The organism is Bacillus sp. K7 (assembly GCF_053903245.1).
Window position 1 is genome coordinate 1,624,233 of record NZ_CP096406.1, and the last position, 12,511, is coordinate 1,636,743.

13 protein-coding genes are annotated in these 12,511 nt (G+C 45.2%); 12 read left to right on the forward strand and 1 reads right to left on the reverse strand.

Annotated elements, in window-relative coordinates:
* Nucleotides 1-107: 107 nt before the first annotated feature.
* From M1D98_RS08245 to sirC, 7 genes are all read left to right on the forward strand, one after another.
* Nucleotides 108-809, forward strand: a complete 702-nt coding sequence (locus tag M1D98_RS08245; protein ID WP_039073912.1) for a phosphoadenylyl-sulfate reductase — start codon at nt 108-110, stop codon at nt 807-809.
* A gap of 11 nt (nt 810-820) precedes the next feature.
* Entirely contained in the window at nt 821-1,885 is a 1,065-nt protein-coding gene (gene cysP, locus M1D98_RS08250) for a sulfate permease (RefSeq protein WP_435576693.1), read from the forward strand.
* 48 nt (nt 1,886-1,933) lie between these two features.
* Nucleotides 1,934-3,082 carry a sulfate adenylyltransferase gene (sat, locus tag M1D98_RS08255; protein ID WP_121642541.1) on the forward strand — a complete coding sequence of 383 codons (1,149 nt, stop codon included), beginning with the start codon at nt 1,934-1,936 and terminating at the stop codon, nt 3,080-3,082.
* Between the two features lie 12 nt (nt 3,083-3,094).
* Nucleotides 3,095-3,688, forward strand: a complete 594-nt coding sequence (cysC, locus tag M1D98_RS08260) for an adenylyl-sulfate kinase (RefSeq protein WP_010327905.1) — start codon at nt 3,095-3,097, stop codon at nt 3,686-3,688.
* A gap of 98 nt (nt 3,689-3,786) precedes the next feature.
* The gene (gene cobA, locus M1D98_RS08265; protein WP_268538171.1) at nt 3,787-4,560 is read left to right on the forward strand and encodes a uroporphyrinogen-III C-methyltransferase; all 774 of its coding nucleotides are present in this window, start codon (nt 3,787-3,789) and stop codon (nt 4,558-4,560) included.
* Nucleotides 4,561-4,562: 2 nt separating this feature from the next.
* A complete protein-coding gene (sirB, locus tag M1D98_RS08270; protein WP_435576692.1) occupies nt 4,563-5,348 on the forward strand; it encodes a sirohydrochlorin chelatase in 786 nt (261 codons plus the stop codon).
* A complete protein-coding gene (gene sirC / locus M1D98_RS08275) occupies nt 5,329-5,817 on the forward strand; it encodes a precorrin-2 dehydrogenase (RefSeq protein ID WP_268538202.1) in 489 nt (162 codons plus the stop codon). The genes sirB and sirC overlap by 20 nt, the downstream gene beginning before the upstream one ends.
* Nucleotides 5,818-5,855: 38 nt before the next feature.
* On the opposite strand, the gene rqcH is transcribed toward sirC, so the two are convergent.
* Nucleotides 5,856-7,568, reverse strand: a complete 1,713-nt coding sequence (gene rqcH / locus M1D98_RS08280) for a tRNA modification protein RqcH (protein WP_205600468.1) — start codon at nt 7,566-7,568, stop codon at nt 5,856-5,858.
* Between the two features lie 121 nt (nt 7,569-7,689).
* Between rqcH and M1D98_RS08285 the strand changes: the two genes are divergently transcribed.
* The 5 genes from M1D98_RS08285 to rpoZ all read left to right on the forward strand — a co-directional run bounded on the left by M1D98_RS08285 (nt 7,690) and on the right by rpoZ (nt 12,495).
* Nucleotides 7,690-10,362, forward strand: a complete 2,673-nt coding sequence (locus M1D98_RS08285; RefSeq protein ID WP_435576691.1) for a calcium-translocating P-type ATPase, SERCA-type — start codon at nt 7,690-7,692, stop codon at nt 10,360-10,362.
* 83 nt (nt 10,363-10,445) lie between these two features.
* Complete coding sequence (locus M1D98_RS08290; protein ID WP_435576690.1) at nt 10,446-11,321, forward strand: YicC/YloC family endoribonuclease; 876 nt, start codon at nt 10,446-10,448, stop codon at nt 11,319-11,321.
* A gap of 76 nt (nt 11,322-11,397) precedes the next feature.
* Nucleotides 11,398-11,667 carry an extracellular matrix/biofilm regulator RemA gene (remA, locus tag M1D98_RS08295; protein ID WP_003154355.1) on the forward strand — a complete coding sequence of 90 codons (270 nt, stop codon included), beginning with the start codon at nt 11,398-11,400 and terminating at the stop codon, nt 11,665-11,667.
* Between the two features lie 7 nt (nt 11,668-11,674).
* A complete protein-coding gene (gene gmk, locus M1D98_RS08300; RefSeq protein WP_010327898.1) occupies nt 11,675-12,289 on the forward strand; it encodes a guanylate kinase in 615 nt (204 codons plus the stop codon).
* 2 nt (nt 12,290-12,291) lie between these two features.
* Nucleotides 12,292-12,495 carry a DNA-directed RNA polymerase subunit omega gene (gene rpoZ / locus M1D98_RS08305; protein ID WP_003221520.1) on the forward strand — a complete coding sequence of 68 codons (204 nt, stop codon included), beginning with the start codon at nt 12,292-12,294 and terminating at the stop codon, nt 12,493-12,495.
* The last annotated feature ends 16 nt before the right edge of the window (nt 12,496-12,511 follow it).

Genomic DNA, 12,511 nt, shown 5'->3' on the forward strand with positions numbered 1-12,511 from the left:
GAGGAAGAAGGGATGGCGGCAATCACCGCAGCCGCGCATGACATTACAATTGGAAAAAGGCAATCAGCAGAAAGCGACTGTTTGTCTCCGAAAGGAGGAAAGAAGAAATGTTAACGTACGATAATTGGGAAGAGCCAACGATTACATTTCCGGAAGACGATCCTTATAAAGGAGCGCTGTCAGTTTTAAAGTGGGCATACGGCCATTACGGCAATCAGCTTGTTTATGCCTGCAGTTTCGGAATTGAGGGAATCGTTCTGATTGACTTAATTTATAAAGTGAAAAAAGACGCAGAGATTGTGTTTCTTGATACAGGACTTCATTTTAAAGAAACCTATGAAACGATTGAACGAGTGAAAGAGCGTTATCCGGGTCTTCATATCATCCTGAAAAAACCAGATCTCACGCTTGAGGAGCAAGCTGGTGAATATGGCGATAAACTGTGGGAGAGAGAACCGAATCAATGCTGCTATCTCAGAAAGATCGTTCCTTTAAGAGAGGCGCTTTCGGGACATCCGGCCTGGCTTTCCGGCCTGCGCCGTGATCAAGGGCCGAGTCGTGCCAATACGAATTTCTTAAATAAAGATGAAAAATTCAAATCAGTAAAAGTATGTCCGCTTATCCACTGGACTTGGAAAGACATTTGGAGATACACATCCCGGAATGAGCTGGACTACAATCCGCTTCATGACCAAGGATATCCAAGTATTGGCTGCGCGCCTTGTACCGCTCCAGCTTTTACTGCAGAGGATTTACGCTCAGGAAGATGGAATGGTATGGCGAAAACAGAATGCGGACTGCATGAATAAGGAGCTGTAAAATGGAATTAGCCGCTATTTTATTTAGCTTGTTTTTCGCGATGAATATTGGTGCAAGCGGCGCTGCAGCTTCGATGGGAGTTGCTTACGGCTCTGGAGCCATCAAAAAGAAAACATACGCTTTGATCCTGTGCGCAGTCGGTGTGCTCGCTGGAGCGGTCATTGGCGGGGGCGAGGTTGTAAAAACCATCAGCTCTGGGATTATCCCTGAGCAGACCATTACACTGACGGTTGTTTGCATTATTATTGGAGCCGCTGCGCTGTCACTCTTTACAGCTAACCTGCTCGGCATTCCTTTGTCGACAAGTGAAGTAACGGTCGGCGCTGTTGTCGGCGTGGGAGTGGCTTACAAGGTATTGTTTGTGAACAGCCTTCTGGTCATTGTGTCGTTTTGGATTTTTGTCCCGCTGTTCGCTTTCGGTTTCACATATTTCGTGTATAAGCTGTTTCGTTATTTTAAGATTGAATTGAAATCGTCTAAAAAGCAAAAAATCCTTGGCATTGCGTTGTTAGGTGCCGGATTTTTCGAAGCGTTCTCTGCTGGCATGAACAACGTGGCGAATGCCGTTGGCCCGTTAGTTGCGGCCGGTGTGCTGGATGTCGCGAAAGGAACCTGGTACGGAGGGATTTTTGTTGCACTTGGCGCGCTGTTATTAGGCCGGCGGGTATTAGAAACAAACGGGAAGAAAATTACGAGATTTTCAAAAGGAGAGGGCATTCTCTTATCCAGTACAGGAGCGGGACTGGTGATCATCAGTTCTGTATTTGGGATGCCGGTGCCTTTGGCTCAAGTCACGTCATCGTCTATTATCGGAATAGGCATGGCAAAAAACGGTCCGAATGTGTTCCATAAACAAGTTGTTCAAACGATGCTGAAGGTATGGATTGTATCGCCGTTTTTATCTTTATCGATTTCTTATATGCTCGTATCCTTGTTTTTAAAAGCGGATTATTATGCAATCTTTATCATGGTAAGCGTGCTCTTAGCGACGGTGGGTGCCGTCAGCCTGACGAAGGCCATACGTAAAGAGAGGCGATCTGTCCATGAACAAGGCGGGGGAATCTGAGTATTAATCTGAGTTTTTTTATATGTTAACTAGGAGGAAGTGGATATTATGAGCTTAGCACCTCACGGAGGAACATTAGTAAACAGAGTAGATGAATCATATGATATAAGCAGCATTCAAAAAGAAATTGAACTTGATTTGATATCTTTTGCAGATTTAGAGTTAATTGGAATCGGTGGGTACAGCCCGATCGAAGGCTTCTTTAATGAAGAAGATTACGTATCTGTTGTTGAAAACATGCGACTTTCTTCCGGTGTTGTCTGGTCTCTCCCGATCACGCTCCCGGTCAGCGCTCAAAAAGCAGCTGATCTGTCAGTTGGTGAAACGGTAAAGTTAACGTATGAAGGAGAAACATACGGCGTGGTACAAATTGAAGACCTGTACGTGCCTGACAAACAAAAAGAAGCAGTCAATGTGTACAAAACAGACGATCAGGAACACCCGGGTGTTAAAAAGCTGTTCAGCCGCGGCGATACATATGTGGGCGGACCGATCACATTGATTAAAAAAGCTTCAAAACAGTTCCCTGAATTTACGTTCGAACCGGCAGAAACTAGACGCCAGTTTGCAGAAAATGGCTGGAATACAATTGTCGGTTTCCAAACAAGAAATCCTGTTCACAGAGCACATGAATACATTCAAAAAACCGCTCTTGAAACAGTAGACGGTTTGTTTTTAAACCCGCTGGTAGGTGAAACGAAATCTGATGACATCCCAGCTGACGTGCGGATGGAAAGCTACCAAGTGCTTCTTGACAATTATTATCCGAAAGATCGCGTGTTCCTTGGTGTCTTCTTAGCGGCGATGCGTTATGCAGGGCCGAGAGAAGCGATTTTCCACGCGCTTGTCAGAAAGAACTACGGCTGCACGCATTTCATCGTCGGGCGCGACCACGCTGGTGTAGGCGATTATTACGGAACATATGAGGCGCAGGAGCTGTTTGACACATTTAAACCTGAAGAACTCGGGATTACACCGCTAAAATTCGAGCACAGCTTCTTCTGCAAAAAATGCGGAAATATGGGAACAGCGAAAACTTGCCCTCACGGCAGAGAGCATCACGTCATTTTATCAGGCACTAAGGTGAGAGGCATGTTGAGAGACGGTGTGCTGCCGCCTGCTGAATTCAGCCGCGCAGAAGTCGTAGAAGTATTGATCAGAGGAATGAAGAAAAAAGAAGAAGCAGGCGTATTTTAAGGGGGACTGGCAGTGACAAATCGCGATATCGTATGGCATGAAGCCTCTATTACAAAAGAAGAGTACCAGCAAAAAAACAAGCACAAAAGCTCCATTCTCTGGCTGACAGGATTAAGCGGTTCAGGTAAATCAACGATTGCCAATGCCGCTGCAAGAGAACTGTTTGAGCAGGGCTATCAAGTCATTGTTCTGGACGGAGATAATATTCGGCACGGCTTAAATAAGGATCTTGGTTTTTCTGACGAAGACCGAAAAGAAAACATCCGCCGAATCGGAGAGGTGGCGAAGTTGTTTGTCCAGCAGGGCACCATTGTGATTACTGCTTTTATCTCTCCTTTCCGTGAGGACAGGGAACAGGTTCGCCAGCTTGTAGGAGCAGGCGAATTCAATGAGGTATACATTAAATGCGATCTCGATATTTGTGAACAAAGAGATCCGAAAGGGCTCTACAAAAAAGCAAGAAACGGGGAAATTCCTTTCTTCACAGGAATTGATTCTCCTTATGAAGAGCCGGAAGCACCGGAACTCATTCTTGATTCAGGACAGCATGACCGTGAAGCTTGTAAAAACCAGCTGATTGAGTTTGTTGAACGAAAATTGAGCTAATATGATCTGCTGTGTTCTTCACAGATGCCGGAATGCAAGCGAGAACAACATGACAATAAATGTTTCTGGAAGAACTCGAATAGATCGGGGGAAATACGATGGGGAAAGTATATATTGTAGGAGCGGGTCCCGGTGACCCTGATCTGCTGACAATTAAAGCGCTGAAAGCCATTGAAAAAGCTGATGTCATCTTATATGACAGATTAGTAAATAAAGAAATTTTACAATATGCCAAAGAGCAAGCAGACCTGATCTACTGCGGGAAGCTTCCAGATTTTCATACGATGAAGCAGGAAACCATTAATCGATTTCTTGTGAAGTATGCGCAAAAAGGGAAAATCGTTGTCAGATTGAAAGGCGGAGACCCTTTTGTGTTCGGCAGAGGGGGAGAAGAAGCGGAATGCCTCTCTGACAACGGAATTCCGTTTGAAATCATCCCTGGCATTACATCAGGAATTGCGGCTGCGGCTTATGCGGGGATTCCTGTTACTCATCGAGATGCGGGCTCTAACGTCGCTTTTGTAACGGGTCATTATAAAAAAGAAGAAGATTTTGATGAAAAGTGGAAAGCGCTGGCCACAGGAATTGATACACTTGTTATCTATATGGGTATCAAAAACGTGCAGCAGATTGAAAGAAAACTCCTTGAAAACGGCAGGTGCGGATCTACGCCGGCAGCCTTTATTCACTGGGGAACAACGGACAAGCAAAAATCTGTTTTTTGTACAGTTGATACCCTTTCAGAAACGGTGATAAAAGAAGATATTAATAATCCGAGTTTAATTGTCATTGGAAATGTTGTAAATTATCACTATAAGCTGGAATGGTTTGAATCTGAACTAAAAAAACAAGATTTAAGCGAGGCGTTGTAAAAATGAAACAAGCCATTTTATATGTCGGCCATGGCAGCCGGGTAAAAAAGGCGCAGCAAGAAGCCGCGGCCTTTTTGGAAGGATGCAAGGCGCACGTCCCTGCACCTGTACAGGAAATCAGTTTTTTAGAGCTTCAGGAGCCGACAATTGAGACTGGGTTTGAAGCATGTGTGAAACAAGGCGCCACTCATATCGCAGTGGTGCCTCTGCTTCTTTTAACAGCTGCACATGCAAAACAGGATATTCCGGAAGAAATTGCGCGTGTTTCATCCCGATATCCTTCGATCCGTGTTTCATACGGGAAGCCGATCGGGATTGATGAAGAAGTGGTCAAGGCCGTATATCACCGAATGAAGGACATAGGTGTTCCGTATGAAAATGCCAGAGTCGTGCTCATTGGGAGGGGAAGTTCAGATCCCGCTGTAAAAAGAGACGTAACCGGTATTGCCAATCTTCTTCAAAAGATGATTCCTGTCAAGGAAGTCATCCCGTGCTTTTTGACAGCATGCGGCCCGAATTACAAAGAGGTTTTTTCAGAACTTAAAAAAGCTGACGGCGTGACAACCTTTATCGTACCTTATTTGCTCTTTACAGGTATGCTGATGAATGAAATCGAACGAGAGGTTCAGGAATTAAAGTCTCATAATCCGAATGTCCACCTTTCTTCATATATCGGTTTCCACCCTCATGTGAAAAACGCATTTTTAAATCGTGTGAAAGAGACTTCCGAAAATCCAGAGGGGAAATTTGATTTTGCCGGAGGTTCATATGCTCCCGCTTCACATTAGCCTGGAGAAGAAAAAGGTTGTCATTGCGGGTGGCGGCAGTATCGCGCTCAGAAGGCTGAAAACAGTGCTTTCTGAGGGAGCTGATATTACGCTTGTCAGTCCGGATGTTGAGCCTGAAATCAAGCAGATGGCCGCCAATCACCTCATCAGATGGATCGGCCGTACGATTAAAAAAGAAGATTATCTCGATGCTTTTTTGATCATTGCTGCCACGGATAATGCGGCAGTAAACAAAGAAATTGCTAAAACCGCTTCACCTCTTCAGCTTGTCAATTGTGTCAGTGATGCTGAGCTTGGCAATGTATACATGCCAAAAATCGTAAAAAGAGGGCATGTCACGGTATCTGTTTCTACAAACGGAGCCAGTCCAAAGCATACAAAGGAGCTGGCTGAACAGGTGAATAAGCTGATTGACGGCGATTTTGTCGCTGAAGTTGACAGACTCTATCAGCTGAGAAGAAAGAAATAAGCCAGAGCAAACAATGCTCTGGCTTTTCTTTATGCGTCTCAGCTTTTTTTCAGCTTAATGACAGTATCAGCATCAGGTGTGACAAAGACGGTATGCTGGCTGTCATAGGTGACGAAGCCGGGCTTCGCGCCGCTCGGTTTTTTGACATGCCTGATTTTTGTATAATCTACAGGCACTGAACTCGAATCTTTAGCTTTTGAAAAATAAGCAGCAATTGTCGCAGCTTCAATGATTGTTTGCTCATCCGGTTCGCTGCTTCTGATCACAACGTGAGAGCCTGGAATATCTTTCGTGTGAAGCCAAATATCCTCTCTGGCTGCCGCTCTGGTCGTTACATACTCATTTTGGCGGTTGTTTTTCCCTACTAATATCGTCAAGCCTGATGAGGATTCATAGGTCTCTATAACCGGGTTGTGAGGTTTTTGTTTTTTCTGCCCTTTTTGCTGCTTAGGGCGCAAATATTTGCCCTCCACAAGCTCCTCTCTGATTTCGCTAATATCTCGAGGAGAAGCGGACGAAAGCTGCTGAATCAGCTGATCAAAGTATTCGATCTCTTCCTGTGCAAGCCTGATTTGTTCTTCGACAACCGCGACCGAATTTTTCGCTTTCTGATACTTCGTGAAGTAGGCTTGTGCATTTTCAGAAGGTGTTTTATTCGGGTTTAAAGGAATTGTAATTGTCGGACTTTCTTCATCGTAATAGTTCATGACCTCAGCCTGTTTATCACCTTTTTTCAGCATATAGAGATTAGCGGTTAAAAGCTCGCCATATAGCTGAAATTCTTTCGCGTTTTCCGAATACTCCAGCGTTTTTTCCAACTTTTTGATTTTGTTGGCATTCTTCTTCCTTTCATTGACAACAAATCGCTCAAGATCTTGTGCCTGCTGTTTGACGCGGTCTCGTTCAGCTTTGCCGAAATAAAAACGGTCGAGCAGCTCGCTTAATGAATCAAAACGGCGCGCTTCACCTTTTAGATGAGTCAACTCCAGCAGATAAAAATATTCCTTACCGTTTACAGTTGTAATGTTGGGAATGAAGCGGTGCTCTTTTACTTCGGCAAAAAGCTCCAGCAATGCTTTTGGCAATGTGACTTTGTTGGCAAGGCCCGCCCTGTGAACCGCTTCTTTGGCAAAGAGCGGTGATACACCTGAAAAGTGCTCGACAATTTGTTTATCAAGCCGTCCTTCTTGAAAATTGAGATGACGTAACATATCGTCTTCTGACGCCTCTAGCGGCGAGATTTTGTTCTGGGCCGGCGGAAGTTTATAATCTTGGCCGGGCAGTACTGTACGGTAGCTGTTCATTGAAGGCGATAAATGCTTAAGCCCGTCGATGATCATATTTTCCGCTCCGTCTGTCAAAATGATATTGCTGTGGCGTCCCATAATTTCTACATAAAGCTTTCGGACGGTTTCGTCGCCAATTTCGTTCCGGCTTTTGATATGAAAAATCATAATGCGGTCTAGGCCCGCCTGTTCAATTTTTTCAATAAACCCGCCTTCGATATGCTTTCTCAGCAGCATGCAAAACATTGGCGGTTCACTTGGGTTTTCATAGGCTTGCGTCGTGATGTGCACCCGTGAATAGCTCGGGTGTGCCGATAATAATAGTTTTTGGTTTTTTCCATTCGCGCGAATGTGGAGGACCACTTCGTGCTTATATGGCTGATGGACTTTCGTAATTCGTCCGCCAAACATTTTCTCGTTAAGTTCGTGTGTCATTCCGTATGTAAACATGCCATCAAACGACATATGCAATACACCCTCTCATTCTTCCTGCATTCGATAATTATAGCATGAAATGGGACGAGTCAGAATAAGCATGCTTATAGAGTGATATCTCTATAAGAGAGCAGGGGAGTGGACGAGGCGAATGAAGTTTCATGAAATGGAACAAACAGATTTACTAGAGGCAACCAATACGTCCATGAAACAAGGATTAACAGAAAAAGAGGTGAAAAAACGCCTCGATAAGCATGGGCCAAACGAGCTGCAAGAAGGGAAAAAAACATCAGCGCTTCTCTTGTTTTTCGCGCAGTTCAAAGATTTTATGGTGCTTGTGCTTTTGGCTGCCACGTTAATCTCAGGATTTCTTGGTGAATATGTAGACGCGGTTGCGATTATTGCGATTGTGCTTGTGAATGGCATACTCGGTTTCTTTCAAGAAAGGCGTGCTGAGCAATCTCTTCAGGCTCTAAAAGAGCTTTCGACACCGCATGTCATGGCGCTTAGGGAGGGGAGCTGGATAAAGATCCCTTCTAAAGACCTTGTGCCTGGTGATATTGTGAAATTTACGAGCGGTGACAGGATTGGCGCGGACGTTCGAATTGTCGAAGCGAAAAGCCTTGAAATAGAAGAATCAGCCCTGACCGGGGAATCAATCCCGGTTGTAAAGCATGCCGATAAATTAAAAAAACCGGATGTTTCGCTCGGCGATATTACGAATATGGCTTTTATGGGAACGATTGTGACACGCGGCAGCGGTGTGGGGGTCGTTGTAGGCACAGGAATGAATACGGCAATGGGGAAAATTGCCGACATGCTTGAATCGGCAGGGACACTGTCAACACCGCTGCAAAGAAGGCTGGAGCAACTCGGGAAGATTTTAATTGTTGTTGCGTTGCTGCTGACGGTGCTTGTCGTTGCTGTCGGTGTTCTTCAGGGGCATGACTTGTACACTATGTTTTTAGCGGGTGTATCGTTAGCGGTAGCTGCTATTCCGGAGGGGCTCCCGGCAATTGTGACAGCGGCGTTATCACTTGGCGTGCAGCGGATGATTAAGCAAAAATCAATCGTAAGAAAGCTTCCTGCTGTTGAAACACTTGGATGTGCGTCTATTATTTGTTCAGACAAAACAGGGACATTGACGCAAAACAAAATGACAGTAACACATGTCTGGTCCGGAGGGAAAACATGGAGAGTGACAGGGGCCGGCTATGAACCGCAAGGAAGCTTTACACTGAACGAAAAAGAGGTCAGTGTCAATGAGCATATGCCGCTTCAGCAGATGTTGCTGTTCGGAGCGTTGTGTAACAACTCCAGTATTGAGAAAAGAGACGGTGAATATGTGCTTGATGGAGATCCGACGGAGGGGGCGCTGCTCACCGCGGCAAGAAAAGGCGGTTTTTCTAAGGAGTTTGTTGAATCTCATTATCGGGTGATTGAAGAGTTTCCGTTTGACTCTGCACGAAAAATGATGACTGTCATTGTAGAGGATCAGGACAGAAAGCGGTATATCGTCACAAAAGGTGCACCGGATGTGCTGATGCAGCGCTCTTCCCGTATTTATTATGACGGCTCAGCGGCGCTTTTAACTAATGAGAGAAAAGCGGAAACAGAGTCGGTGTTAAGACATTTGGCATCCCAGGCGCTCAGAACGATAGCGGTTGCTTACAGGCCGATAAAAACAGGTGAAACACCGTCTATGGAGCAGGCGGAAAAAGATTTGACGTTGCTCGGTCTTTCGGGCATCATTGATCCGCCGCGGCCGGAAGTCAGACAGGCAATTAAAGAATGCCGTGAAGCGGGTATCAAGACCGTCATGATTACAGGCGATCATGTTGAGACTGCTAAAGCGATAGCCAAAGACTTGCGCCTCCTTCCGAAAAGCGGCAAAATCATGGACGGTAACATGCTGAATGAACTTTCTCAAGAAGAGCTTTCAAATGTCGTGGAGGATGTTTATGTATTTGCCCGCGTTTCTCCTGAGCATAAATTGAAAATCGTGAAAGCTTTCCAGGAAAACGGGCATATTGTGGCGATGACCGGAGACGGCGTCAATGACGCCCCTGCCATTAAACAAGCTGACATCGGAGTGGCTATGGGCATTACCGGGACAGATGTGGCCAAGGAAGCGTCATCCCTTGTTCTCGTGGATGATAATTTTGCGACGATCAAATCTGCGATAAAAGAGGGCAGAAACATCTATGAAAATATCAGAAAGTTTATCAGGTACCTGTTGGCTTCTAATGTCGGAGAAATCCTTGTCATGCTGTTTGCGATGCTGCTTGCCCTCCCTTTGCCGCTCGTGCCGATTCAGATTTTATGGGTCAACTTGGTGACGGACGGATTGCCGGCAATGGCGCTTGGCATGGATCAGCCGGAAGGAGATGTGATGAAGCGGAAGCCGCGCCACCCGAAAGAAGGGGTGTTTGCCCGCAAGCTTGGATGGAAGGTCGTCTCCAGAGGATTTTTGATCGGAGCTGCCACCATTTTAGCGTTCGTCATTGTATATCACCGAAATCCGGAGAATTTGGCTTATGCCCAGACGATCGCGTTTGCCACTTTGGTACTGGCTCAGCTGATTCACGTTTTTGACTGTCGAAGCGAGACATCTGTTTTTTCCAGAAATCCGTTTCAAAATATGTACTTAATCGGTGCGGTATTATCATCCATTTTGCTGATGCTTGTTGTGATCTACTATGCGCCGCTTCAGCCGATTTTCCATACCGTTGCTATCACGCCGGGGGACTGGATGCTCGTCATCGGCATGTCCGCCATTCCTACTTTTTTGCTGGCTGGGTCACTTTTGACAAGAAAAAAATAAATTCATATGATATAATCTTAGGGGTAATAGCATGTCTATTGCCCTTTTATTATGAGAACCAGGGAAGAATTGGGTGTTTTAAAATGATACGAAGTATGACAGGCTTCGGCAGTGCAAGCAAAACACAAGATGATCTCTCTGTAAGCGTTGAACTTAAATCTGTGAACTACAGGTTTAAAGAAGTGAACGCTCGTTTGCCAAGGCCTTTGCTATACGTTGAAGATAAGCTGAAACAGACGATTCTGGAGCATATCCAGCGCGGACGAATTGAGCTTTTCGTAGCCGTTGACAGCGATATGCTTGTTGAGAAAAGGCTTGAAATTGATTGGGCGCTGCTCGATGAGTTCGTCGCAGCTGCGGGAGATATGAAGAAGCGGTATCAATTGGCTGCAGAGCCTGATGTAATGGATTTCTTCAAGCTTGATCATGTCGTTCAGATTCATGAAGAACAGACGCAAAACGACAGGCTGGAGGCATTAATCATCGCTGCTGCAGAGGAAGCGGTAAAAGAGCTCTGTGCAATGCGTGAAAAAGAGGGGCTGCTTTTAGCAAAAGACTGCCTGATGCATATTGACCAGCTTGAAGAGCTGGTGAATGAAACCGAATTGCTTGCAGCAGGCGTCGTATCCCGTTACCGGGAACGGCTGTACGCCAGAATAAAAGAATGGACTGAAGACGTGTTAGACGAGAGCCGGCTTGTAACAGAATGCGCTATTTTTGCAGACCGCTCGGATATCACTGAAGAGATTACCAGGCTGAAGAGCCACTTCGCCCAGTTTCGTGATATATTAGCTGAAGGCGGAGCTGTCGGGCGCAAACTCGACTTTCTCGTTCAGGAGCTGAATCGGGAAGCGAATACAATCGGCTCAAAAGCAAATGATCACCAGATCACAAAGCTTGTCGTCGAAATGAAAAGTTCTATTGAAAAAATAAAAGAACAAGTGCAAAATATAGAATAGTGACTGTGCGTATTGTTTACAGACGGTCTTACTAGGCTAAACTAGAGACGTCTATTTTACAGGGGGAACGTAGAAGATGACGATTAAACTGATTAATATCGGATTTGGCAATATTATCTCCGCCAATCGGATGATTTCGATTGTCAGCCCGGAGTCTGCGCCAATCAAACGGATGATCCAGGATGCAAGAGACCGCGGAATGCTTATAGACGCTACATACGGACGAAGAACCCGTGCAGTTGTCGTCATGGATAGTGACCACATTATCTTATCTGCCGTCCAGCCTGAGACAGTTGCACACAGACTTTCTGTTAAAGAAGAAATTATGGATGAAGGGCAGGGATAGTTGCCGCATGAAAGAAAGAGGGTTATTAATCGTTCTCTCAGGTCCCTCAGGAGTTGGTAAAGGAACGGTTCGGCAAGCGATCTTTTCGCAGGAAGATACAAAATTTGAATATTCGATCTCAGTAACAACAAGAAGTCCGCGAGAGGGCGAAGTGAACGGAGTCGATTATTTTTTCAAAACGAGAGAAGAATTCGAGCAAATGATTGCAGACAACAAGCTGCTTGAATGGGCAGAATATGTCGGCAATTATTACGGCACGCCTGTCGATTATGTTGAACAGACGCTTCAAGACGGAAAAGACGTCTTTTTAGAAATCGAAGTTCAGGGCGCTCTTCAAGTGAGAAATGCTTTCCCGGAAGGACTGTTTATTTTCCTTGCGCCTCCTAGCCTTTCTGAACTGAAGAACAGAATCGTGACACGGGGTACGGAAACAGACGCTCTGATTGAAAATCGAATGAAAGCCGCAAAAGCTGAGATCGAAATGATGGATGCTTATGATTATGTCGTTGAAAACGATAATGTTGAAAAGGCATGCGATAAGATCAAAGCAATCGTTCTCGCTGAACATTTGAAGCGTGAGCGCGTTGCACCTAGATATAAGAAAATGCTGGAGGTTGAATAACGATGTTAGATCCGTCAATTGACTCATTAATGAATAAATTAGATTCCAAATATACGCTCGTCACTGTTTCTGCGAGACGCGCGCGTGAAATGCAAATCAAAAAAGACCAAATGATTGAACATACGATTTCACACAAATATGTAGGCAAAGCTTTAGAAGAAATTGATGCAGGCCTGCTTTCGTTTGAAAAGGAAGACCGCGAATAGTAGCACAAGTAGCAAC